The sequence below is a fragment of the Frankia alni ACN14a genome (assembly GCF_000058485.1).
GTDB classification, from domain to species: Bacteria; Actinomycetota; Actinomycetes; order Frankiales; family Frankiaceae; genus Frankia; species Frankia alni.
Window position 1 is genome coordinate 6,391,829 of sequence record NC_008278.1, and the last position, 24,949, is coordinate 6,416,777.

Annotated in this window: 17 protein-coding genes; 5 read left to right on the forward strand and 12 right to left on the reverse strand. The window is 73.0% G+C overall.

The window, feature by feature from the left end:
• Window positions 1-151: 151 nt before the first annotated feature.
• The 5 genes from FRAAL_RS25660 to FRAAL_RS25680 all read right to left on the reverse strand — a co-directional run bounded on the left by FRAAL_RS25660 (window position 152) and on the right by FRAAL_RS25680 (window position 7,766).
• On the reverse strand, window positions 152-1,822 hold the full coding sequence (locus FRAAL_RS25660) for an Hsp70 family protein (protein WP_041939777.1): 1,671 nt from the start codon (window positions 1,820-1,822) through the stop codon (window positions 152-154).
• A gap of 52 nt (window positions 1,823-1,874) precedes the next feature.
• The gene (locus tag FRAAL_RS35300) at window positions 1,875-4,649 is read right to left on the reverse strand and encodes a hypothetical protein (RefSeq protein ID WP_041939778.1); all 2,775 of its coding nucleotides are present in this window, start codon (window positions 4,647-4,649) and stop codon (window positions 1,875-1,877) included.
• A gap of 67 nt (window positions 4,650-4,716) precedes the next feature.
• Window positions 4,717-5,397 (reverse strand): TerD family protein, encoded by a 681-nt coding sequence (locus FRAAL_RS25670; protein ID WP_011606956.1) that lies wholly within the window; start codon window positions 5,395-5,397, stop codon window positions 4,717-4,719.
• A gap of 223 nt (window positions 5,398-5,620) precedes the next feature.
• A complete protein-coding gene (locus tag FRAAL_RS25675; protein WP_041941008.1) occupies window positions 5,621-6,802 on the reverse strand; it encodes a DUF475 domain-containing protein in 1,182 nt (393 codons plus the stop codon).
• Window positions 6,803-7,190: 388 nt separating this feature from the next.
• The gene (locus FRAAL_RS25680; RefSeq protein ID WP_011606959.1) at window positions 7,191-7,766 is read right to left on the reverse strand and encodes a TerD family protein; all 576 of its coding nucleotides are present in this window, start codon (window positions 7,764-7,766) and stop codon (window positions 7,191-7,193) included.
• Between the two features lie 699 nt (window positions 7,767-8,465).
• Here FRAAL_RS25680 and FRAAL_RS25685 point away from each other — a divergent pair.
• From FRAAL_RS25685 to glgB, 4 genes are all read left to right on the forward strand, one after another.
• Window positions 8,466-10,499, forward strand: a complete 2,034-nt coding sequence (locus FRAAL_RS25685; protein ID WP_041939779.1) for an alpha-1,4-glucan--maltose-1-phosphate maltosyltransferase — start codon at window positions 8,466-8,468, stop codon at window positions 10,497-10,499.
• Window positions 10,496-12,223: a maltose alpha-D-glucosyltransferase gene (treS, locus tag FRAAL_RS25690; protein ID WP_041939780.1), complete on the forward strand. Its 1,728-nt coding sequence runs from the start codon at window positions 10,496-10,498 to the stop codon at window positions 12,221-12,223. The genes FRAAL_RS25685 and treS overlap by 4 nt, the downstream gene beginning before the upstream one ends.
• Window positions 12,224-12,452: 229 nt before the next feature.
• A complete protein-coding gene (locus FRAAL_RS25695; protein ID WP_011606962.1) occupies window positions 12,453-13,913 on the forward strand; it encodes a maltokinase N-terminal cap-like domain-containing protein in 1,461 nt (486 codons plus the stop codon).
• 74 nt (window positions 13,914-13,987) lie between these two features.
• On the forward strand, window positions 13,988-16,618 hold the full coding sequence (gene glgB, locus FRAAL_RS25700; protein WP_050997253.1) for a 1,4-alpha-glucan branching protein GlgB: 2,631 nt from the start codon (window positions 13,988-13,990) through the stop codon (window positions 16,616-16,618).
• A 79-nt stretch (window positions 16,619-16,697) separates the two neighbouring features.
• Here the strand turns inward: glgB and FRAAL_RS25705 are convergent, their stop codons facing one another.
• Both FRAAL_RS25705 and FRAAL_RS25710 read right to left on the reverse strand, forming a co-directional pair.
• A complete protein-coding gene (locus FRAAL_RS25705) occupies window positions 16,698-17,708 on the reverse strand; it encodes a tetratricopeptide repeat protein (RefSeq protein WP_372666017.1) in 1,011 nt (336 codons plus the stop codon).
• 92 nt (window positions 17,709-17,800) lie between these two features.
• Window positions 17,801-18,142 (reverse strand): MTH1187 family thiamine-binding protein, encoded by a 342-nt coding sequence (locus tag FRAAL_RS25710; RefSeq protein ID WP_011606966.1) that lies wholly within the window; start codon window positions 18,140-18,142, stop codon window positions 17,801-17,803.
• A gap of 226 nt (window positions 18,143-18,368) precedes the next feature.
• On the opposite strand from FRAAL_RS25710, the gene FRAAL_RS25715 reads away from it, so the two are divergent.
• Complete coding sequence (locus FRAAL_RS25715; RefSeq protein WP_011606968.1) at window positions 18,369-20,138, forward strand: hybrid sensor histidine kinase/response regulator; 1,770 nt, start codon at window positions 18,369-18,371, stop codon at window positions 20,136-20,138.
• A 113-nt stretch (window positions 20,139-20,251) separates the two neighbouring features.
• On the opposite strand, the gene FRAAL_RS25720 is transcribed toward FRAAL_RS25715, so the two are convergent.
• From FRAAL_RS25720 to FRAAL_RS25740, 5 genes are all read right to left on the reverse strand, one after another.
• Window positions 20,252-20,704, reverse strand: coding sequence for a cupin domain-containing protein (locus tag FRAAL_RS25720; RefSeq protein WP_050997254.1), 453 nt, complete (start codon window positions 20,702-20,704; stop codon window positions 20,252-20,254).
• Window positions 20,705-20,805: 101 nt separating this feature from the next.
• Window positions 20,806-21,948 (reverse strand): methylmalonyl Co-A mutase-associated GTPase MeaB, encoded by a 1,143-nt coding sequence (meaB, locus tag FRAAL_RS25725; protein WP_157892220.1) that lies wholly within the window; start codon window positions 21,946-21,948, stop codon window positions 20,806-20,808.
• Window positions 21,945-23,132, reverse strand: coding sequence for an acetyl-CoA C-acetyltransferase (locus tag FRAAL_RS25730; RefSeq protein WP_011606971.1), 1,188 nt, complete (start codon window positions 23,130-23,132; stop codon window positions 21,945-21,947). The genes meaB and FRAAL_RS25730 overlap by 4 nt, the downstream gene beginning before the upstream one ends.
• A gap of 246 nt (window positions 23,133-23,378) precedes the next feature.
• Window positions 23,379-24,386 carry an FG-GAP repeat domain-containing protein gene (locus FRAAL_RS25735; RefSeq protein WP_041939781.1) on the reverse strand — a complete coding sequence of 336 codons (1,008 nt, stop codon included), beginning with the start codon at window positions 24,384-24,386 and terminating at the stop codon, window positions 23,379-23,381.
• Window positions 24,383-24,940 (reverse strand): SigE family RNA polymerase sigma factor, encoded by a 558-nt coding sequence (locus tag FRAAL_RS25740; protein WP_009742232.1) that lies wholly within the window; start codon window positions 24,938-24,940, stop codon window positions 24,383-24,385. The genes FRAAL_RS25735 and FRAAL_RS25740 overlap by 4 nt, the downstream gene beginning before the upstream one ends.
• Window positions 24,941-24,949: the final 9 nt, after the last annotated feature.

Consider the following 24,949-nt stretch of genomic DNA (forward strand, 5'->3'; position numbering starts at 1 on the left):
GACCTTGACCGTGCGTCCCGGCTGACCCTACCGACTACGGGGCCGACACCCGGAAGCGCCTGCGTACGTGGGAAATTGGCAGCTCATAACACTTCTTGAGGGGGTTTTTCCCGGTCCGCGGGAGAAGTCCCAGGTCGCGGGATCGACCGGCTCAGTCCCGCTGCTTGAGCAGGCTGACCTTCGCCGACTCGGTCGCCCGCATCTCCTCGGAACCGACCCCGGCACGCACCTGGAGGACCAGTGCACTGGCGGCACCCTCGTGCGCCGCGGTAACCCGAATTGTCTGGTCCCCCGCCATGGCGAAGGTGACCTCGACCGGCGTGCCCCGCTGATGGCCCGGCGGAATCCCGGAGATCGCCCCGGCGACAATCACCTTGTTGTCGTCGATCGCCGTCGATTCGGCCGTGGTCCCCTGCTCGAAGACCCGGATGTCGACCTCGGCCTGATCGTCGGTCACCGTGTAGAAGGTGCGGGTCACCGAGATCGGCAGCGGGTCGTTCTGGTGGGCGAGGAAGGCCGCGACCGGCACGCCGCGGTCCTCCGCGAAGATCCCGAAGCCGCGGGAGGTCACATTGGTGACCTTGGTGCGGACGAGGTCGACCACGGACGCGGTCGCGAGCCCGGCGGCGCCGGCGCTGGCCGCCGCCGCCTTCTCCACCTCGGCGGCGTCGGCCGCGGCGAGGTCCTGGTCGGGCCGCAGCGCCCCGCTGGCCACCAGGTCGGAGTGGACCTCGCGCTCGAGTGCCTTCTTCTGCCCGTACACGGCGGCGCCCTTGGCCACGGCCAGGTCCGGGTCGACGAGCCGGGAGGTGAGCCCGAAGGACTCCTGCAACCGGCGGCCGACCGCCGGGGTCTTGCTCATGCCGCCGACCAGCAGGCACAGGTCGATCTTCTCGACGCCCTTCTCCCGGGCCCGCTCCAGCACGGAGCCGGTCAGGTCCAGGGTGCGGCGCAGCAGCGGCCCGGTGATCTCCTCGAACGTCGCCCGGGTCACCGGCACGCTCACCCGCCTGCCCTTGTGCACGACGAGAACGTCGACGCTGTCGCGCCCGGACAGCGCGAGCTTGGCGTCCTCGGCCGCGGTGAGCAGCTCCTGCTCGTCGTAGACGTCGTCGAGGGGGTCGCCCGCGTCCGGCTGCGCCTCGGTGAACTTCTGCGCCAGGTAGCGGACGAGCTCGTTGTCCCAGTCCGCCCCGCCGAGCTCGTGGTCGCCGTCGGTGGCCACCACGGTGATCGCGCCCTCGCTCAGCCGGATGACCGTGGTGTCGAACGTGCCGCCGCCGAGGTCGTAGACCAGGACGGTCGACTCCTCCGCGCCGTCCTGGCCGAAGCCGTACGCGAACGCCGCGGCCGTGGGCTCGTTGATGATGTCGACCACGTTCAGCCCGGCCAGCTCGCCCGCGAGCTTGGTCGCCTTGCGCTCCTCGTCACCGAAGTACGCCGGCACGGTGATGACCGCGTCCGTGACCGGGGTACCGGTCGCCCGCTCCGCGTCGGCGGCGAGCGCCTTGAGCACGAGGCTCGACACCGCCGAGGCGCTGTACTCCACGTCGTGCGCGACGAAACGCCAGTCGGACGCGCCCATGTGCCGCTTGACCAGCCGTGCGACGTCGTCGGGGCGGATGCGGGCCTGCCGCTTGGCCTGCGTGCCCACCACGAAGGACGTCGCGCCCTCGCCACCGCCGTCGAACAGCACCACCGACGGCGTCGTGGGCTGCGACTCGATGTTGCGGATCACGTCCGGCCGGCCGTACTCGTCGACCTGGGCGATGCAGGAGTAGGTCGTGCCCAGGTCGATCCCGAACACCTTGGTACCCGCCACCGTCTGAACTCTTCCCTTCGCCAGTCTCGTCAGCGTTCGCCGACACCGCGACTCAGCGCGAGCGGTAGACCTCGGTCTCCGCGGGCCGGACGACGGTCGTCTCGCCACGGACGAAGCCGGGGCGCACGGTGCGGGCGATGGTCCCGTCCCGTCCCGGATCGTCCGTGGCCACCCGCCGCACACCGAGATGCCGCGCCGGGTCGAAGGTCCCGCCCGGTACCGCTGTGTACGGCCGCACGTCCACGGCCAGGTCCAGCACCTGGAGGAGCTGTTTGCGCAGGATGCCGGCGACGCTCTGCGGATCGTCCGCCCCCAGGCTACCCATCTGATCGTGGAGCCGGATCAGGCCCCGCAGCAGCGGCGCCATCGCCTCGGTGAGCTCCCCGGCCCGCAGGCGGCTGTTCTCCGCGTGCAGCCGGTCCACCAGCTCCGCGTCGTGGCGGCGCAGCCGGGCGAGCTCGTCAACCTGGCCGGCGAGACGCTCGAGGGCCACCGCCTGGATCGCGCCGATCGACCCGACCAGGTCCCCGTCCCCCGCCGACCCGGCGCCCGCCCGCCCGCCGCGAGGGCGGAACGCGGCCGCCACGGAGTCCTCCGCGTCCTGCGCGTCCTGCGTGCACCCGGCGGCGTCCTCCCGGACGGCGCCCCGATGACGACCGGCAGCGTCCTCACGGTCGGGATCCTCATGATCGACATCCTCGCGGCCGGCCTCCCCGGGGTGGAGATCCTCGCGGTGGACATCCCGATGATGATCGACTTCGCCGCTCCGATCGCCCGCCACCTGCGCCGTCACCATTGCGTCCGCATCGTCGTCGGGGTCGGGATCCGTGCCGCCGGGGTAGTTCGTGCCGCCGGGGTAGTTCGTGCTGCCGAGGTGGTCCGCCTCCGCGGCATCGCCCACCTCGTCGTGGCGCCCCTCGCCCGCCCGGTTCGCCGCGTCGTCGTGGTCGTGGTCGCGCACCGGCGGCGGGCCCGTAGCCGGCGATACGGCGAAACCGGCCGCCCGCAGCGCGTCGTCGTCGATGCCGAGCGCGTTCGCCCCGGCCTCGCCCGAGCCCCGCAGCCTGCCCGTCCCCCATGCTTCGGCCGCCGGCCCAACGCCCCGCACCGCCTCGACGCCCCAGGCCAGCCCAGCACCCTGCGCCTGCCGGACCCCTGGTGCCGGCCCAACCCCTTGTACCGGAGCAACCCCTTGTACCGGAGCAACACCACCGAGGGTCGGCTCAGCAACCGGATTCGGCTCAGCCTCAGGATTCGGCCCCACCTCCAGGGTGGATCCGGGACGCTGCGCCGTCCCGGCGAGATCGGCGTACCCGGCCGGCCCGACGAGATCGGCGTACCCGCCGGCGGCCGTCCTCAGCGGGTTGTCGGCTCGCGCTCCGTGCGGGTACTCGCCCGGATCGCGGCGCTCCTCCGGAGCGAGCAGGTCCGGATAGTCCATGCGGCGGGAGTGCTCCAGCTCCTGCGGGTATGGACGCCGGACACCGTCCCGCCGCGGGCCGAGGTCCGGCTCGGCGCGGGCGGGCCAGGCGTGGTCGGGGTGGTCCGGGTTGTCCGGGTGGTCCGGGTCGGAGAGGTCGGCCTCGTAGGCAGGCTCGGTCCGACGACCGGGGTCAGCCCAACGTGCCGGCTCGGCCGGCCGCTGGGGATCGGCGGCGTGCCGAGGACCGACGCCGTGGTGGAGGCCGGCAGCGGGCCGGGGATCGGCGGCGTAGCGCCGAACGACGGGCGGATAGGGCTCGCCGCGGTAGTCGTCGGCCGGCTCGTCACGCCACTGGCCGCCGTCATGGTCGTCGGCCACGGGCCCCGGGTCGGCGGTGGATGCACCCGTCGCCGCGTGTCCGGCGTCCTCGGCTCCGGAGCCGAGGACTCCGCCCGCGTGAGGCGCGGCGTCGGCGTAGGAGGGGCCGTCTGCATAGGAGGGCCCGCCAGCGTGGGAGGAGCCGCCGGCATGAGGGAAGCTGTCGGCATACGAGGCGGCGTCACCACAGGTGTCGGCGTCGGCGTGCGAGGCAGTGTCGGCGAACGAAGCCGTGTCGGCGAACGAAGCCGTGTCGGCGGCGGGGCCCGGGGCGTCATCGGCGTCGCGGGCGTCCGCGGTACCGGCGCGATCGCGTCCCGCGGGCTGGTACGGGTTGACCGGCGGGGCGACGCCCAGAGGCGGCACCCCGAAGCCGCGCACCCCCACCGGCACGGACTCGTCCCAGTCCCCGCCGGCCTCGGGGGCAGACTCTCCGCCCGTCGCCGGGCGCCCGTCAAAGCCGTGGGTGCGGTCGGGGGGGTCGAAGTAGTCCCTCGGGCCGTGGCCGGCAGGCCACGGATCCCATTCAGGGAGGGCGTCGTCACGCCGCGGCCCGAGGTTCCGCCCCGACCGCTCGAAGGCTGCCCGGTCCTGGGCCGCCCGGTCCTGGGCCGCCCGGTCCTGGGCCGCCCGGTCCCGCGCTGCGCGGACCTGCGCTGCGCGGTCCCCGGGATGGTCCGGTCCCCGCCAGGCCGAGTAGCCGGCGTCGTCGAACGACTCCAGCCCGTCCCCCACCCCCAGCGGGTCGCGGCCCGGCTCACCGACGCCTGCGAGCGGGTCCGCGTGCGACGGGTCGGGTCGCGGCGACTCCGGCTCCAGCAGCCGCGGATCCGGCAACTCCGGATCCGGCAACTCCGCGTCCGTGGGATCCGGAGCCAGGGGGTCCAGGGCCAAGGGATCAGAGGCCGGGGGATCGGGGGCCAGGGGATCGGGGGCCAGGCGGTCCGGCGGCCCGGGGCGCGCCCCGCCGGGCGGGAACCAGCTTCCCCGGCCGCGGGGCGCGGGATCGCGACGTGACTGGAACATCGGGTATCGATCCTCCTCGCCGCCGGGCGGCGGGACCGGGGGGGTCATCGCGAGGTACCGGCGTTACTCACTTACGGCCGGCGGTCCAGTTCAGCCCCCAGCCGTAAGCCTGGTCGAGCTCGCGGTGCCCGCCGACGTACCGGACCTCACGGCTCACGGTGAAGTCGTTGCCGGTGTTGGTCAGCAGCGCGATCGCGCACATCCGGGCGCCGCCGGCCTGCTCGTCGAGGCGTACCTCGATCGGGGCACCCTGGGCGGGCGTCAGGGTTACCACCGCGTCGGCCTGGTCGAACGAGGCCACGCCCTGGTAGATGAAGGCGAAGACGAGCAGCCGGCGGATCTGGCCGATCTGCGCGAGGTTGACGTAGAGGTTCTCCCCGCCCACGGCGGCGCCGGTCCGGTCGTCCGCGTCGAGGTTGACGTAGGGCGGCCCGTCGAAGGAACCGAACGCGTCGCCGAGCGCCTGCACCACGCCGGAACGGCCGTCGGCGAGCTCGAACAGCGCGGCGAGGTCCAGGTCGATGCCGCCGCCGGCGGCGCCGAGCACCCGCTTGAGGAAGCCGCCCTTCTGCTGCTGGCCCCCGGACGGGTTCTGGTTCCAGTTGAGGTTGACGTGCAGCCGGCCGCCGCCGCCCTGCTTGCTCAGCGACACCGACGGCGCGGACTTCGTCAGCGTCACCTTGCTCAGCGAGACCGGTCCGGAGCCGGCCGGTGGCGTGCCGGGACGCTTGGTGTAGTCGATGCCCATGGTCCGCTCCTTCGCGGTTGCCGGATTGGTGATCTGCGATCGGTGGGCGGATACGAGCGGTGGGGGTACCGTCGCCGGCTGCGCCCGGTGTCATCCCGACGATGCCACATCGGCGGCGGACCACTCCAGAGCGCAGCATCCGCCGGATGCGCGGGACCGACGGACCGACCATCGCCGGCCCGGCCCCTGGTACTGCAACGGCACCAGGCGGGTCGCGCCGGCGCTACAGCGGCGCGCCCACCGCCTCGCGCGGCTGGCCCTGGCCACCCTCGCCCCCGGCGGAGCCGGTGGAGTCGGCGTCGTCGTCGGCGTGCCGGCGGCGGTGCCGGATGGAGGACACCAGCGCCAGACCGATGAAGGCCACCCCGACCAGGCCGGTGACGATCTCCGGGACCTCGGTCTCGATCGAGATGGCGAGGATGATCGCGAGAGCGCCGATCGCGTAGTGCGCGCCGTGCTCGAGGTAGATGTACTCGGACAGGGTGCCGCGGCGGACGAGGTACACGGTCAGCGAGCGGATGTACATCGCCCCGATGCCCAGGCCGGTGGCGATGACGAAGATGTTCTGGGAGATCGCGAACGCGCCGACGACGCCGTCGAACGAGAACGACGCGTCGATGACCTCCAGGTAGAGGAACAGGAAGGCGGCCGCCCGGCCGGTGGCCAGCACCAGCTTCGGCTGCCCGGAGGACCTCGGGGCAGCGGTCGTCTTCCCGGCGCCATCGACGGCCACGCCGTCGGAGTCGGCGGCGTCGTCGTCCTCGGCGCCGACTCCGCGCGACTCGAAGAACTCGCCGAGGCCCCGCACCCCCAGATAGGTGGCCAGGCCCGCGACGCCCGCGGTCAGCACCTGCTGGGTGTGGTCACCGGAGAACGCCTCGCCCACGACGAGCAGCGCGACGAGGCCGACCACGGTCGGGATCACGTCAAGCTGGCCGGCGCGGCGCAGCGGCTCCTCCAGCTTCTTGATCCACTGAACATCCCGCTCGGGGTCGAACAGGAAGTCCAGGAACAGCATGAACAGGAAGATCCCGCCGAAGGCCGCGATCGCCGGGTGCGCGTCGCCGAGCTTCTCGGCGTACTGCGCGCTGTCGTTGAGCGCCAGGTCGAAGACCTTGACCGGCCCGAGGTGCGCAGTCAGCGCCACGATGATGATCGGGAAGAGCAGCCGCATGCCGAACACGGCGATGACGACCCCGAGCGTCAGGAAGAGCTTCTGCCAGAAGGGGCTCATCCGGCGCAGGATCGTCGCGTTGATGACCGCGTTGTCGAAGGAGAGGCTGATCTCGAGCACGGCGAGGATGGCGACGATGGCCGCGTCCCGGGGGGTGCCGATCACCCCCGCTCCGGCCACCCCGATCGCGGTGATCGCCAAGGACCACCCGAAGATCCGCAAGGCGTGCACGCCCATCAACACCTTTCCGGACCGATCGCCAGACCCCGGTCGCGCCGTGCGGGCGGATCCGCGGTCCGTCGGATCCCGCCGCGTCGCCTGAACTCGCCGGAGACCGCGTCGGCCCGCGGCCGGTTGGCCCGGAGCGGCGGTCGTCGGCATCGTAGCTGTTCATCCGGTGGGTGCGACCTGACAAATGGGTTACACCGGATAGGTCGCGCCCTACCCGCGCACTACCTCCACACACTCCGGGTGATGGAGTCGCTGCGCCGCCGCCACCGGCCGTCCCGGGCTGGTGAGCGGCTCCCTCGGGATGGCCGGTGCCGGTACCGCGCCCGGCGCCGGCCGTCCCCGCCGCCGGGCGCGCGGCCCGGCGTGACGTACGTGCCGCGAACCCGGGTCAGACGTTGACGCCGTAGTCGCGGGCGATCCCGGCCAGGCCCGAGGCGTAGCCCTGGCCGACGGCGCGGAACTTCCAGTCCGATCCGTGCCGGTAGACCTCGCCGAACACCATGGCCGTCTCGGTGGAGGCGTCCTCGGTGAGGTCGTAGCGGGCGATCTCGGTGCCGCCGGCGCCGTTGACGATCCGGATGAAGGCGTTGCGGACCTGGCCGAAGTTCTGCTGGCGCGAGTCCGCGTCGTAGATGGAGACCGGGAAAACGATCTTGTCGATCTCCGCGGGCAACGACGTGAGGTTCACGGAGATGGCCTCGTCGTCGCCCTCACCCTCGCCGGTGAGGTTGTCGCCCTGGTGCTCGATCGCGCCCTCGGGGCTCTTGAGGTTGTTGAAGAAGACGAAGTGCCCGTCCGAGACCACCTTGCCGTCGGCGCGGCACGCGATGGCGCTGGCGTCGAGGTCGAAGTCGGCGCCGGTCGTGCTGCGCACGTCCCAGCCGAGGCCGACCAGGATGTTGGTCAGGCCGGGCGCCTCCTTGGACAGCGACACGTTGCCGCCCTTGCTGAGACTGACTCCCACTGTGTTCCTCCTGCTGTGCGTCGACTGCGTTGTCTGGGGGCCGCACCCGAGCCGGGCGGCGGCCGCTGTCCGGAAGCGCGGCACGCCCCCGGGTGTCCCGGATACCCCGGCGGCCGGGCGCCGGCAGCCTACTGCCCGACGCGAACGGCACGGTGACTCTCCGCCCGCGGAGGCCACGTGCCGGAGTACGTGTGCTCTGCGGGACGAACGAGTCGCGCGCGAGGTTCCCGCGAGCGGTCCACCGGTCCGCCTGCTGGCGGCCGGCCGACCCGATCCGGTATACCGGTCTGCCCGTCCACCTGCCGTCGCGCAGCCGACAGGGTCCGGACCAGCCCGGCGATGACCCGATCGGGCGGTCACTTCACCTGCCGGAAACGCGGGTGGAACACGACCCGACCGGTCACCCAACGCAACAACAACGGCGGCCGAGCCCGCCGGACCCGCTCCGGGCCCGGCACTGTCACCGGTACGGCAGCGAATGCGCACGCCGGACGGCACAACAGACGAGGTTCCGACGTTCGTGGGCACAGCAACTGGGGAACATCGGCTTCGGCAGGAACCATCCGGACGGGGCAGGCGGACCCACCCCAACGCCAACAATCACCCATCCGGTGGCCGCGGGCAGTTCACGCAGAGGTGTCGCTATTCGCCACGTGCAGGGCGGACCATTGAGGTGTGGTTCGTCTGGATAAGGTCGCCATGATGATCGGACGTTCAGTAGGCCGGGTTGTCATCTCCGATGTGACCCCGGTCGTGTCGTGTGGGCAGTGGCCCGCGCGCGCGGTCGTGGGCGAGAACCTCACCGTCGGTGCGACCGTGTTCCGGGAGGGTCACGATCTCATCGGCGCCAACGTCGTGCTGTCGGGTCCCGACGGCCAGGGCACGCCGTTCATCCGCATGCGTTCCGCGGGCCCCGGCACCGACCGACTCGAGGCTGAGATCACGGCGGGCGACGAGGGCCTGTGGGGGTACCGCGTCGAGGCGTGGTCCGATCCGGTCGCCACCTGGCGGCACGGCATCGAGCTCAAGGTCGGTGCGGGGCAGAGCGTCGACGAGCTCGCGGTCGACCTCGAGGACGGCGCGCGGCTGCTGCTGCGGGCGTTGCCGGGCGTGCCGGAGGGCCGGCGCGCCGAGATCGCCCGGGCGGTGGCCGCGCTGCGCGACGACACCCGCGACGATCCCCACGAACGGATCGCGGCCGCCGTGGACCCCCGGCTGACGAGCCTGCTGGACGCCTTCCCGCTGCGCGAGCTGGTGACCCGCTCCTCGCTGTACCGGATCTGGGTCGACCGGCCCCGGGCACTGTACGGGAGCTGGTACGAGATGTTCCCCCGCTCGGAGGGGGCGACCCTCGACCCGCCGCGCTCGGGGACCTTCCTCACCGCCGCCGAGCGCCTGCCGGCGATCGCGGCGATGGGTTTCGACGTGGTCTACCTGCCGCCGATCCACCCGGTCGGCGAGATCAACCGCAAGGGCCCGAACAACACCCTCGTCGTCGGCCCGGATGACCCCGGCTCGCCCTGGGCGATCGGCAGCGAGCACGGTGGCCACGACGCCGTGCACCCGGACCTGGGCACGATCGAGGACTTCGACCTGTTCGTCGCGCGGGCCCGCTCCCTGGGCATGGAGATCGCCCTGGATCTCGCCCTGCAGTGCGCGCCGGACCATCCGTGGGCGAAGCACCACCCGGAGTGGTTCGTCGTGCGCAGTGACGGTTCGATCGCGTACGCGGAGAATCCGCCGAAGAAGTACCAGGACATCTACCCGCTGAACTTCGACACCGACCCGACCGGGCTGTATCAGGAGATCCTGCGGGTGGTCCGGCACTGGACCGCTCACGGAGTGCGAATTTTCCGGGTGGACAACCCGCACACGAAGCCGGTCGAGTTCTGGGAGTGGCTCATCGGCCAGGTGAAGGCGACCGAACCGGACGTGCTGTTCCTCGCGGAGGCGTTCACCCGGCCGGCGATGATGCACACCCTCGCCAAGGTCGGCTTCACCCAGTCGTACACGTACTTCACCTGGCGCAACCAGAAGTGGGAGCTGGAGGAGTACGCCCGCGAACTGATCGACGCCGCCCACTACATGCGACCGAACTTCTTCGTGAACACCCCGGACATCCTGCCGGGCTTCCTGCAGGATGGCGGGCCGGCGGCGTTCCGGATCCGCGCGGTGCTCGCGGCCACGATGTCGCCGACCTGGGGCGTGTACGCCGGGTACGAGCTGTACGAGAACACCGCGGTCCGGCCGGGCAGCGAGGAGTACCTCGACTCGGAGAAGTACCAGTACCGGCCGCGGGACTGGGCGGCGGCCGAACGGGAGGGGCGCTCGCTGGCGCCCTACCTGACGCGGCTCAACCAGATACGCCGGGCCCACCCCGCGCTGCACTGGCTGCGCAACCTGCACCTGCACCACGCCGACGGCGACGAGTTCATCGTCTACTCCAAGCGGCTGACGGACGACGCCGACCCGCGCAGGACGGCCGGTCCGGGCGGGACGGGTGATCCGGCTGGCGCCGACACCGTGCTCGTCATCGTCAACCTCGACCCGCACGAAGCGCGGGAGACCACGGTGCGCCTCGACATGCCCGCCCTCGGCCTCGGCTGGGACGACTCCTTCGACGTGACCGACGAGATCACCGGGCAGACCTTCCGGTGGGGCCGGGACAACTACGTCCGGCTCGACCCGTCCGTCGAGCCCGCGCACATCCTCACCGTGCGGGCCCGGTCGTGAGGGAACCGGAGCCGCTGAGCGAGCCCATCGGCGACGACAACCCCCGCCCGGCCCCCGCCGGTCCCGTCGGCGAGTCGTCCCGCGATCCCCACTGGTTCAAGCGCGCCGTGTTCTACGAGGTGCTCATCCGGGGATTCGCCGACTCCAACGGTGACGGCACCGGCGACATCCGCGGCCTGATCTCCAAGCTCGACTATCTGGAGTGGCTCGGCGTCGACTGCCTGTGGCTGCTGCCGATCTACTCCTCGCCGCTGCGCGACGGCGGGTACGACATCAGCGACTACTTCCAGATCCTGCCCGAGTTCGGCGATCTGGGCGACTTCGTCAGTCTCGTCGACGAGGCGCACCGACGCGGCATTCGGATCATCGCCGATCTGGTGATGAACCACACCAGCGACGCACATCCGTGGTTCCAGGCGTCCCGGTCGGATCCGGACGGGCCCTTCGGGGACTTCTACGTCTGGTCCGACACCGACGAGCGGTATCCCGAGGCGCGGATCATCTTCGTCGACACGGAGAAGTCGAACTGGTCCTGGGACCCGGTGCGCGGCCAGTACTACTGGCACCGGTTCTTCTCCCATCAGCCCGACCTCAACTACGACAACCCGGACGTGCAGGAGGCGATGCTGGAGGTCCTGCGTTTCTGGCTGGACCTCGGCATCGACGGTTTCCGGCTCGACGCGGTGCCCTACCTCTACGTGCGGGACGGCACCAACGGCGAGAACCTGCCGGAGACCCACGAGTACCTGCGGCGGGTCCGCAAGGAGGTCGACGCCAAGTACGCCGACCGGGTGCTGCTCGCCGAGGCCAACCAGTGGCCCTCGGACGTCGTCGAGTACTTCGGCAACGACGACGAGTGCCACATGGCGTTCCACTTCCCGCTGATGCCGCGCATCTTCATGGCCGTGCGCCGCGAGTCGCGCTATCCCATCTCCGAGATCCTCGCCCAGACGCCGCAGATCCCGCCGAACTGCCAGTGGGGCATCTTCCTGCGCAATCACGACGAGCTCACCCTGGAGATGGTCACCGACGACGAGCGCGACTACATGTGGGCGGAGTACGCCAAGGACCCCCGCATGAAGGCGAACATCGGCATCCGCCGCCGGCTGGCCCCGCTGCTGGACAACAGCCGCGACCAGATGGAGCTGTTCACCGCCCTGCTGCTGTCGCTGCCGGGTTCCCCGGTGCTGTACTACGGCGACGAGATCGGCATGGGCGACAACATCTACCTCGGCGACCGGGACAGCGTGCGGACCCCGATGCAGTGGTCGCCCGACCGCAACGCGGGCTTCTCCACGTCCGACCCGGCCCGACTCTACCTGCCCCTGATCATGGACCCGGTGTACGGCTACCAGGCCCTGAACGTCGAGGCCGGGCAGCGGATGCCGACGTCGTTCCTGGCCTGGACGAAGCGGATGATCGAGGTGCGCAAGCGCCATCCCGTCTTCGGTCTGGGTACGTACGAGGAGTTGGCCGCGTCCAATCCGTCGGTCTTCGCCTACGTGCGCGAATTCGGCGACGACCGGGTGCTGTGCGTCGCGAACCTGTCCCGCTTCGCCCAGCCGGTGGAGCTGGACCTGCGCCGTTTCGAGGGACTGGTGCCCGTCGAGCTGCTCGGCCGGGTGCACTTCCCGCCGATCGGCGAGCTCCCCTACCTTCTGACATTGCCCGGACACGGACATTACTGGTTCGCGTTGACCGTACCGGGGGAATTCACCCCCTAGCCCCCTGGGGCGGACGGGGGGAGAGTAAGGCGCTAGGCCCGACCCCGGTGACGGCGGTCGGGTCCGGTGAAACCGGCGGGCCGGCCGGCACACCGCGAGGCTGGCTGGCGGGAACACCGAGGTCGCCGCGGTGGCACGTGCGCGACATGGTCGACGAAAGGTAACTTTCGGGACATTCGACGTTAGGTGCACACGATGATCGTCGAGCACAGGCATCGGGAGGTCGAGGATGGGTGACCACCACGCCGAACTGACCGGCCTGCTGACCGACTGGCTTCCCCGACAGCGCTGGTTCGCCGGCAAGGGCCGCGGCGCCGGGCGGATCCGGATCCGCCGGGACACGACCGTCTTCGAGCCGCTGCGGCTGCTCGTCGTCGACGTGGACTACGACCACGGGCCGCCGGACCACTACCAGGTACCGCTGGTGGTCCGCGCCGACGCCCCCTTCGGCCACGACGGCTTCCTGATCGGCGAGTGCGCCGGCGGGCTGGTGTACGACGGGCTGCACGACCCCGACGGCAGCGCCGCCCTGCTGCAGTTCCTCGGCCGCTCGGCGCGCCGCGACGACCTCGTCGCCGAGGCGACGCGGACGCTGGACGACCTGCCCGCGCACGCCGTCGGCGCAGAACAGTCCAACACCTCGATCATCTACGGCGACGCCTACATCCTGAAGGTCTTCCGCCGGCTCTGGCCGGGCCTCAACCCCGACCTGGAGGTCACCCGGGCCCTCGCCGAGGTCGGCAGCGCGCACGTCGCCGCCCCGGTCGCCTGGTTCTCCGGCGAGGTCGAGGGACAACCGACCACGCTCGGCTTCCTCCAGGAGTACCTGCGCAGCGGGACCGAGGGCTGGCGGCTGGCGCTGGCCAGCGTGCGCGACCTCTACGCCGAGGCCGACCTGCACGCCGACGAGGTCGGCGGGGACTTCGCCGCGGAGGCGGAGCGGCTCGGCGCGGCCACCGCCGAGGTGCACGCGGACCTGGCCCGGGCGCTGCCGACGCGCCAGCCCACCGCCGACGCGCTGCGCGCCCTGGTGACGTACCTGCACGGCCGCCTCGACGCCGCCGTCGAGGCCGTCGCCGAGCTGCGGCCCTTCGAGGCCGCCGTGCGCAAGTCCTACGACGAGCTGACCGGCGCGGCGCCGGCGGTCGTCCATCCCCGGCCGTTCCAGCGCCTGCACGGCGACCTGCATCTCGGCCAGGTGCTGCGGGTCGACTCGGGCTGGGTGCTGTTCGACTTCGAGGGCGAGCCGGCCCGCCCGGTCGCCGAGCGGGTGGGGCTGGAGTCGCCGCTGCGCGACGTCGCCGGGATGCTGCGCTCGTTCGACTACGCGGCCCGCTCCATGCTGCTGGAGCGGGGCGACGAGCCCGCGCTGGTCTACCGGGCGCAGGAGTGGGCCGACCGCAACCGGGAGGCGTTCTGCCGCGGGTACGGCGCCGCGGCCGGTCGTGACCCGCGCGACGACACCGCGATGCTGCGCGCGTTCGAGCTCGACAAGGCGGTCTACGAGGTGCTGTACGAGGCGCGCCACCGGCCGGGGTGGATCGGCATCCCGATGGCCTCGGTGGAGCAGCTCACGCAGACCCATCCACCGGCGGCCGCCCAACCACCGGCGGCTACCCAACCACCGGCGGCGACCCATCCGACGGCCGCGACCCATCCACCGGCCGCGACCCATCCACCGGCCGGATGAGCGGGCGCGGGCGGAGCGACCCGCCGGTGCGCCGGACCATCGTCCCCATCGCGGAGAGAGGCAGGGGTGTCCCAGTGAACAGCGGCGACGTCAACAACGGCACGGCGCGGACGGGGCACCGCGGCGCCGGGCAGAGCACCGGTCGACCTGACGCCGATCCGGCGAGCGCCCCGGCCCGCGATCGCGCGAGCCGGGTGGCCCTGGCCGACCGGATACCGGGGCGCCTGCCCGACCTGGACACCTCGGCGACCGATGCGCCGGCGGCGGCCGGCGATCAGCCGACCTCGGGCGATCCCGCGGCGGCTACCGGGCCGCCGACGTCCCCCGGCACCGGCACCGCTGCCGGCTCCGGCATCGCTACCGGCACCGGCACCGCTGCCAGCACCGGCACCATCGCCGCCGGTGATGTGGCCGACTTGCCCGGCACCGCCGCGCCGGCGCCGGCCGTGCCACTCGGCCTGCCGCGCGAGGACCTCGAACGGCTCGTCAACGGCACCCACCACGACCCGCACGCCCTGCTCGGGGCGCACCCGGCCGGGGACGTGACCGTCGTGCGGGTGCTGCGTCCCGACGCGAGCGCCGTGACCGTCCTCGTCGGCGAGGCCCGCCACCCGGCGGCCCGACTCCACAGCGGCGGCGTGTTCGCCGTGGCGCTGCCGGCGATCCTGCCCGACTACCGCGTCGAGGTGGCCTACCCGCACGGCTCCCACGTCGTCGACGACCCGTACCGGCACCTGCCGACCCTCGGCGAGATGGACCTGCACCTGATCAGCGAGGGCCGCCACGAGGAGCTCTGGAAGGTCCTCGGGGCGCACCTGCGTGAGCTGACGACCCCGGGCGGCACGACCGTCACCGGGGTGAGCTTCGCCGTGTGGGCACCGTCGGCGCGCGGGGTGCGCCTGGTCGGCGACTTCGACTTCTGGGACGGCCGGGCGTTCCCCATGCGCTCGCTGGGCCACAGCGGCGTGTGGGAGCTGTTCGTGCCCGGCGCGGGCGTCGGGCTTCGGTACAAGTACGAGATCCTCGGCTTCGACGGGGTGTGGCGGCAGAAGGCCGACCCGATGGCCTTCCGCACCGAGGTCCCGCCCGCCACCGCGAGCGTCGTCACCCACTCGGACTACACGTGGGACGACCAGGACTGGATCGACCGGCGCGCCCGCACCGCCTGGCATGCCGAGCCGATCAGCGTCTACGAGGTCCACCTGGGCTCGTGGCGGCGCGGGCTGTCCTACCGCGAGCTCGCCGACCAGCTCACCGCCTACGTCCTGGCCAACGGCTTCACGCACGTGGAGATGCTGCCCGTCGCCGAGCACCCGTTCGGCGGCTCCTGGGGCTACCAGGTGTCGGCGTACTACGCGCCGACGGCGCGCTTCGGCAGCCCGGACGAGTTCCGCCACCTCGTCGACACGCTGCACAACGCCGGCATCGGCGTGATCGTCGACTGGGTGCCGGCGCACTTCCCCCGGGACTCCTGGGCGCTGGGCCGCTTCGACGGCACGCCGCTGTACGAGCACCCCGACCCGCGCCGCGGCGAGCAGCCCGACTGGGGGACCTACGTCTTCGACGTCGGCCGCAACGAGGTGCGCAACTTCCTCGTCGCCAACGCGCTGTACTGGTTCGAGGAGTTCCACATCGACGGCCTGCGGGTCGACGCCGTGGCCTCGATGCTCTACCTCGACTACTCCCGCCCCGACGGCGCCTGGCTGCCCAACGTCCACGGCGGCCGGGAAAACCTCGAGGCGGTGGCGTTCCTGCAGGAGACCAACGCGACGGTCTACCGGCGCTTCCCGGGCGCCATGATGATCGCCGAGGAGTCGACGGCCTGGCCGGGCGTCACGCGTCCCACCCATCTCGGGGGGCTGGGCTTCGGCTTCAAGTGGAACATGGGCTGGATGCACGACACGCTGGACTACAACTCCCGCCAGCCGGTGCACCGCAGCTACCACCACCACCAGATGACGTTCTCGATGGTCTACGCCTACTCGGAGAACTTCGTCCTGCCGTTCAGCCACGACGAGGTCGTCCACGGCAAGGGGTCGCTGTTGCGCAAGATGCCGGGCAACCGGTGGGAGCAGCTGGCCAACCTGCGCGCGCTCTACGCCTACATGTGGGCGCATCCCGGCAAGAAGCTGCTGTTCATGGGCTGCGAGTTCGGCCAGGACAACGAGTGGAACGAGGCCGGCTCGCTCGACTGGCCGCTGCTGACCGACCCGCCGCACCGGGGCGTGGCCGCCCTGGTCGCGGACCTCAACGAGCTGTACCGGTGCACCCCGGCGCTGTACCGCCGGGACAGCGACCCGACCGGCTTCTCCTGGATCGATGCCAACGACACCGCCAACAACGTGTTCTCGTTCCTGCGCTGGTCGGACGGGACCTCCGCCGGCGGCGACCCGGCGGCGGGCGTGAACGCGGCGGGTGCGGAGGTGGCGGACGGCGGGGTCCTGGCCTGCGTCACGAACTTCGCCGGCATCGGCCACCACGGCTACCGTCTCGGCCTGCCCTTCCCCGGCCGCTGGCGGGAGGTGCTCAACTCGGACGGGCAGCGCTACGGCGGCGGCAACGTCGGCAACTTCGGCGCCGTGCAGGCCGTCGAGGAGTCCCACCACGGCCTGCCCGCCTCCGCGACCGTCACGCTGCCGCCGCTGGGCACCGTCTGGTTCCGCTACGACCCCGGCACCGCCGACTCCCCCGGTTCCCCGGCCTGAGGGCCTGACCGGGTCGGTCTCTCGTCGGCGGAGCCGGAGCCGGAGCCCGCGGACGGGTCGCCCGCGCCACTGGCCGCGGTCAGAACAGGGCCGCGGCCAGGGATCGGCGGGCGGGGGCGACGGCGGGTTCGGCGTCGCCGAGGGCCTGGAACAGGTCGACGAGGTGGGCGCGGGCCTGCTCTCGCTGCGGGCCGGAGGTACGCCGCACGACCTCGACGAGACCGGCGAGCGCACCGGCCACGTCGCCCTGCGCGATGCCCAGGTCCGCCGCTGCGATCGCGGCGTCGACGTCGTCGGGATCGGCCGCGAGCCGCCTGCGGATGTCCGCCGGGTCGTGGTCGCGCACCCGGCGCAGCAGCTCGGCGCGGGCCAGGCCGGTGAGCGCCTCCGGATCCGCCGGCGCCTCGGCGAGGCGGACCCGGTAGGACTCGACCGCCGTGTCGATGTCGCCGCGGGCCAGCGCGTCCTCGGCCGCGGCCAGGTGCGGATCCCGCGCGGCATCGCCGGCCGCCGCACCGGGCATCCCGCCCATCGCCTCGTCGACGAGGGACAGCAGCTGGTCGAGCCAGTTGCGCACCTCGCGCTCGGGGACGGCGCCGGTGAACTCGCCGATGATCCGCCCGCCGACGACGGCCTTCACCGCCGGGATGCCCTGCACCCCCGCCGCCTGGGCGAGGCCCGGGTTGGCGTCGACGTCGATCTTGGCGAGGATCCAGCGGCCGCCGTCGGCCAGAGCCAGCTTCTCCAGCACCGGGCTGAGCTGCTTGCACGGGCCGCACCAGGACGCCCAGAAATCGAGCACGACCGGCACCTGCATCGATCGGCTGACGACGTCGGTGGCGAAGCTCGCCTCGGTGACGTCGATGACCACAGGGCCGGCGGGCGCGTCACCGGCGGCGGGGGCGGCACCGTTCACGGCGGCTGCGGCGGGCCCGGCACTCGCGGGCGGGGGCGGGGTGGCCGGCTTCGGGTCCAGGGGGACGGCGCCGGCGAGGCGCAGACCGCCGAGACTGTCGGGCAGGCGCCCGGGTCGTCCCGGGCCTCCCGCACCCCGCGGCGGTCCGGATGGGACTGGTGGCCTACGTTGCATGCCTCCATCGTGACATCCGGGTGGGCGGACGGCCCTGCCGGCGGATGACTTTTCGCCAGCCCGTCGTCCGCGCCGCCGCCCGACGGCCCGGGTCAGCCTGCATCGTCCCCGGCGTGGTCCCCCACGACGCCGCCCGCGGGGTCCCCGGCGAGCAGCCGGTCGATGCTCGCCACCTTGCCGTGCAGGGCGTCGCTGACGCCGGGGCGCAGGTCGGCCTTGAGCACGAGGCTGACCCGGCCGGCGCGGGCGCCCACGGCCTGGGTGGCCCGGTGCACGACGTCCATCACCTCGTCCCACTCGCCCTCGATCGTGGTGAACATGGCGTTGGTCTCGTGCGGCAGGCCGCTCGCGCGCACGATGCGGACCGCCTCGGCGACCAGCTCGGCGACACCCTCGCCGGTTCCGATGGGCGTGACACTGAAGGCAACCAGCATGCGTCAGACCTACCACGCCGACGCCGCGCCGACCATCGCTCCGACGCTGCGCCACGCGCCTGCTACGTTGACAAAACGGATGGGTCGGTAAGCTAGCGACTTGTCACGAAAAGTTGCGCGATCGACCCTCATGTGGGCGGTTACGCAAACCCGGGACAACGGGCTCTGACGGCACGCCCTACCATTGCCCGCCGTGGGGTGGAAGAAGACGGATGACGAGGCGTAGGTGGGGCCACGCACACTGCTCGACGCGCTGACGGACCTTGCTGTGGTCGTCGGCGCGGACGGCCATGTCACCGACATGGGCGCCGCGGCTCGCGCCTTCCTCGGTGACCGGATCCCCCGTGACCCGCAACTGCGGGACCTCGTCGAGGTGGTCGACCCGGCGTTCCGCGCCGCGCTCGGCGAGGCCGTGACGGCCGCCCTGGCGCAGTCCGGGCAGTGGCGCGGCTCCGTGGGTCTGGTCGACGCCGCCGGGACGACCGTGCCGCACCACGTGACCATCCGGCGCGATCCGGACGGCGGCCTGGTCCTGCTCGCCCGCGACACGTCCGACCAGCGTGCCCGCGAGATCGCCGAGAACGACTCCAGGGCCAAGGACGAGCTGATCGCCCGCCTGGGCCACGAGCTGCGCACCCCGCTCAACGCGATGCTCGGCTTCGCCCAGCTCCTGGAGCTGGAGCCGCTCACCCCCGACCTGCACGACGACGTCGAGCGGATCATCACCGGCGGCCGGCACATGCAGGCCCTCATCGACGACGTGCTGGACCTGGCCCGGCTGCGCGCGGGCCGCGGTGACATCAACAAGGGCCCGGTCAACGTCCTCGACATCGTCCAGGGCGTGGTGGAGCTGGTCGAGCCGCTCGCCGCGCAGCGCAGCATCCGCCGTGTGATCGACCCGGCCGTGCCGCTCGTCGCCGACGCGGACCGCCGCCGGCTGTGGCAGGTACTGCTCAACCTCGTCGGCAACGCCCTGAAGTACGGCCGCGAGGGCGGCAGCGTGCGGGTCGGCATCGTGCCGATCACGGGCTCCCGCATCCGCATCGAGGTCGAGGACGACGGCGCGGGCCTGTCCCCACGGGCGATCGACCGGTTGTTCCGCCCCTTCGAACGCCTCGGCGCCGAACGCAGCGGGATCGAGGGCAGCGGGCTGGGGCTCGCCCTCTCCCACGCCCTGGTCACCGCGATGGGCGGGGTGTTGACCGTCGCCAGCCGCTACGGGGTCGGCAGCGTGTTCGCCATCGTGCTCGACGCCGTCGACATGCGCTTCGAGGACCCCGACGCCGACGACGACGGCTTCGGCGATCACCTCCGTGGCCACGGCTACCGCGACACGGGCCACGGACGCGCCGGCTACGGCGAAGCCGGCCACGAACGCAACGGCCACGGCTACGGCTACGGCTACGGCGAGATGGGCCGCGCATCCGGATACGGCGACGGGGGTCATGGACGCGCCGGCTACGGCGGAACGGACCACGACAACATCGCCTATGGCGACGCCGGCAATGGGCGGGCCCGCCATGCCGGCAGCGCCGAGGGTGCTCCAGGCGGGCGGCACGCGGGCGTCTCCCCCGCCGGTGGCGGCGGGCTCGGGCGGCGGGCGGCGCCCGGCGGCCTACGGGTCGTGCACGTCAGCGGCGATCCGGCCGTGCGGACGGCCGTGGCGGAGACCCTCACCGAGAGCCTGGCCGCCGATCCGGTCACCGTGCCGCGGGCGGCCCTCGCGGTCGACGCGGTGCGCCGCGCGCGGCCGGCGTTCATCCTCCTCGACCGCGACCTGCCCGACGCGACCGCGCCCGAGCTGCTCGCCCAGCTCGCGGCGGACCCCGCCACGGCCGGCACCCCGGCGTTCGTCCTGACGGAGGACACCGACCCCCGCGAGCGCACCATGCTGCGCCGCGCCGGAGCCGTCGACATCCTCGCCCTCCCGCTGGACCCGGCGAGCCTCGTCGCCGCCGCGACCGCCCTCACCGCCGCGATGACCGCCCCCCGCTGACCCGCCCCCGCCGCGCCGCTGCGTCACCCGCGGGGGTGGGACCGACTGCGGTGCGGTCTGTACAGTCGGCGGGCCCAGACCGTACACAACGCACCGCAACCGGCACGCCCTGGCTAGTCGGCGAGGAGTTCGAAGTCGGCCCAGTCGAAGCCGGGCGCGACGACACAGCCGACGAGAACGTGCCGCCCGTCGCGCGGCGCGGCCGTCTGCCACTGCCCCGCCGGGACGACGAGCTGCGGCACCTCGCCGGCCGCCGCGTGCGGCCCGAGCAGGCCTGCGGGGCCCGGCGACGGTCGACGGGCCGTGCCGCCGAAGGTGAGCTCGAGGACGCCGCCGCCCTGCCAGAGCCAGATCTCGGCCGAGGCCACCCGATGCCACCGGGACACCTCGCCCGGGCGCAGCAGGAACAGGATGGACGTCATCGCGGGCCGCTGCCCGCCGTGCGCCGTGACGAGGTCGGGGCTGGCCCAGGTCTGGCGGTACCAGCCGCCCTCCGGGTGGGGTTCAAGGCCGAGGGTGTCGATCAGGTCGTCGGCGGACGTCGTCGGGTCGTCGAGGCGGCTCATCGACGGATCCTCTCCCACGGGTCGCAGCGGCGTGCCGAGGCTCGGCGGCGGGCCCGGTGCGCCGGCGTGCCGGGGTCGCAGGATGGGGGGCGGCCTGACCGTCAGCGGGACGGGGCCGGCTGCGCCGGCGTGAGGTCGGCGAGGAGGCGCTCGGCGGCCGACCAGGGGTCGGCGGCACCGGCGAGGACGTGGTGGGCAAGCTCCGCCAGGCGCTCGTCGTGCGGCGGGGCGGCCAGGCGGTCGCGCAGCGCGGTCAGGGCCAGCCCCCGGATCTCGTCGGCGGCCCGGGCCAGGCGGCGACGGTCGAGTTCACCGGTCGCGGCGAGATCCCGTCGGTGCGCGGCGATACACGTGACGAGCTCGTCGACGCCCTCGCCCAGGGTCGCGGCGACACGCACCACCACCGGTTGCCGGGCACCGACCCGCATCCGGGTCATCGCGGTCAGGTCGGCGGCGGTGCGGGCCGCGCCCGGCCGGTCCGCCTTGTTGACGACGAGGACGTCCGCGACCTCCAGCAGGCCCGCCTTGACCGCCTGCACGTCGTCGCCCGCGTCGGGCGCGAGCAGGACGCAGGTCGTGTCGGCGAGCGCGGCGATGTCGATCTCCGCCTGGCCGACGCCGACGGTCTCGACGAGGATGACGTCGAACCCGGCCGCGTCGAGGACCCGCAGGGCCTGCGCCGTCGCGGCCGCCAGCCCACCGAGGCGCCCGCGGCTGGCCAGGGAGCGGATGAACACCCCGGGGTCACCGGCGTGCTCGCTCATCCGCACCCGGTCGCCGAGCAGCGCGCCGCCGGAGTACGGCGAGGACGGGTCGACCGCGAGCACCCCCACCCGGCGCCCGGCGCGGCGGTAGGCCCGCACCAGCGCGGTGACGGTCGTCGACTTGCCGACTCCCGGGGCGCCGGTCAGGCCGACGGTCTGCGCGCCGCCGACGTGCCCGACCAGCGCCGCGCCGATCTCAGGCCACCGCCGAGGAGTGTTCTCCACCGCCGAGAGCAGCCGCGCCAACGCCCGCCGGTCCCCGCCGACGGCCGCCGCCAGCTCCGCCTCGGCCGACGGCTCCGCTCCGGCCGACTCCGCGCCGACCGACCTCGTCCCGGCCGACCTCGTCCCGGCCGACCTCGTCCCGGCCGACCCCGTCCTGGCCGACCCCGCGCCGGGCAGCCCGGCCGCGGCCGGGTCACGATCGCGGTCGGGCAGACCCCGCTCGCGGTCGGCACCCGCGGCGGAGCCCGCGGTCACGCCGCCGGGACGCGCAGGATCAGGGCATCGCCCTGGCCGCCGCCGCCGCACAGGCCGGCCGCGCCGATCCCGCCGCCGCGCCGGGCCAGCTCGTTGAGCAGGGTCAGGGCGATGCGGGCGCCCGAGGCGCCGAGCGGGTGGCCGATGGCGATCGCCCCGCCGTTGACGTTGACGATGTCGGAGCTGATCCCGAGGTCGCGCATGGACTGGATGGAGACGGCGGCGAACGCCTCGTTGATCTCGACGAGGTCGAGGTCGGCGGGAGTGAGCCCCTCCTTGGCCAGCGCGGCGAGGATGGCGTTGGACGGCTGCGACTGCAGGGAGGTGTCGGGGCCGGCGACGAAACCGTGGTGGCCGACCTCGGCGAGGATCGGCAGGCCGAGCTCCTCCGCCTTGGCCCGGCTGGCCACGATGACCGCGGCCGCCCCGTCGGAGATCTGCGACGCCGACCCGGCGGTGATCGTGCCGTCCTTGCCGAACGCGGGGCGCAGCTTGCCGAGCACCTCGGCGGAGGTGTCGGCCCGCACGCCCTCGTCCTGGCTGACGACGAGCGGCTCGCCGCGGCGCTGCGGCACCGAGACGGGGACGATCTCGTTGTCGAACAGGCCGTTCTTGGCGGCGGCCGCGGCCCGCTGGTGCGACCGGGCGGCGAAGGAGTCCTGCTCGGCGCGGGAGATGTTCAGCGCACCGTTGTAACGCTCGGTGCTCGCACCCATGGAGATCTGGTCGAAGGCGCAGAACAGGGCGTCCTGGTCGATGGCGTCGAGCGCCTCGGTCGCGCCGTACTTCACCCCGGCGCGCATCGAGCGCAGCAGGTGCGGCGCCCCGGTCATGGACTCCATCCCCCCGGCGACGACCAGGTCGAACTCGCCGCTGGCGATGTAGGTGTCGGCGAGGGCGATCGCGTCGAGGCCGGACAGGCAGACCTTGTTGACGGTGACCGCGGGCACCGTCATCGGGATGCCGGCGGCGACGGCCGCCTGCCGGGCGGTGATCGGGCCGGTGCCGGCCTGGATCACGTGCCCCATGATGACGTACTGGATCGCGTCGCCGGACAGCCCGGCCCGCTCCAGTGCACCCTTGATCGCGATGCCGCCCAGGTCCGTCGCGGTGAAGCTCTTCAACGCCCCGGACAGCTTCCCGATCGGTGTCCGTGCGCCGGCCACGATCACGGAACCAGGCATGGCTGCCTCCTCATCACTCCTGGGAAGATCTCCACCGACGTCCCCCCGCGAGCCGGCGCCGGACGTTCCCCCGCGACGACGTCACGGCGGCACGCTCGGTGCGCTCACCCCACGGGCACCTGCAACACCACGATAACGTGATCTTGTTCCTGGTGCCCGGCCCGGCGGTGCACCCCGTGCCCGACCGGGGCCGCCCCGCGGCGGCCGGGTGGGAGACCTCGCCGCCCGGCCCCGGTCACGACCCGGTCAGGACAGGGCGCCGCAGGCCACCACGAAGGGGGACGGGTCCGCCGGCAGCCGCACCGTGCTGGAGGCGGAGTCCTGGACGCTCAGGCCGTCGGGGGTGAACCCCAGCGTCGTGGTGACGACGTTGAACTGGGCTCCGTCGGTCGAGGTGCCGGTGATGATCTGCAGGGTCCGGTCGGCGCAGCGCAGGCCGAGGCCGGAGTTGCCGTGGACGCCGGCACCGAGGGCCAGGCCGCTCGGCGGCGTCACCGCGACCAGCTCGCCGAGGCCGACATAGCGCAACAGGGCGTAGTTCTTCGTCCCGTTGGTCACCTGGGTCTGCACGAGCAGCTCACCGAAACCGTCGCCGTCGATGTCGACGACCGCGCTGTTCAGCGGGGTGACGATGGCGCCGAGGGGGATCCTGGCCTGCTGGCCGTCCCGGGAGAACCGCACGCGCAGGTTCGTCCCGTCCACGGCGACCGTGTCGGGCTGGCCGTCGCCGTCGACGTCGTTCAGGCCGGCCGGCTTCGCCACCGGCGTGGGCAGCTGCGGGCTGCCCGGGCCGGTCGTGCCGGTCGGCGCGGACGGCTGCGTGCTGGCGGCCACCGACGGCGAGGACGCCGACGTCGTCGGCCGGCTCGGCGGCGGGCTCGTCTGCGTGCGGGTGGCCGGGCCCGAGCCTGGGCCCGAGGCGGACCCACCGCCACCGCCGGAGCTGGAGTGCCCCCCACCGCCGCCCAGTGACGGCACGGTCGCCGCCCGGCTCGGCTCGGTGAACATGGTCGGCAGAACCGGCGGCGCGGCCGGCTCGACGACCTGGTTCGACGGACTCGGCCGGATGGCCACCACCGCCAGCCCGATGAGCGCCGCCATCACCATCCCGCCGACGGTGAACACGGGGACGCGCCAGCGGCGCCGGCGGGCGATGCCGGCGCGGATCTGCCGGTAGGCCTCCGGGGACGGCCGGATGGGCTCGACCGCCTCGGTCAGCAGCCGCGTGAGCTCGTCCGGTTCCAACGCGCTCACCGTAGGCCCTCCAGCTTGCCGCTCAAGGCCGACAGCCCTCGGGAGGTGTAGGCCTTGACGGAGCCGATGCTGCAGCCCATCACCGCCGCCGCGTCCGCCTCGGACATGTCGGCGTAGTAGCGCAGGACGACCGCCTCCCGCTGGCGCCGCGGCAGCTCTCGCAGTGCCTGGATGACGGCGGCTCGCTCGACGAGAGAGTAGGCCCCCTCCTCGGCGCTGGCGGCATCGGGCATGGGCTTGGGGGCATGCTTGAGAGCGACGAGTCGACGACGCAGCGTGGAACGTGCGAGATTGACGACGGTCTGCCGAAGGTAGGCCAGGGCCTTGTCCCGGTCCTGCAGGCGTCCCCAGGCCCCGTGGACGCGGATGTAGGCGTCCTGGACGACCTCCTCGCACAGACCCACGTCGTCGAGCAGCAACGCGGCGAGACGCACCAATGACCGGTAGTGCTCGGAGTACAAGGCGGTCAGGGCGGCGTCCGCGTCCCGCGCGACGTCGCTACGGGCGGCGTCGCTCCGCGCAGGCACGGGCCGCCACCCCTCCACGACTGTCATGGGCGCGGT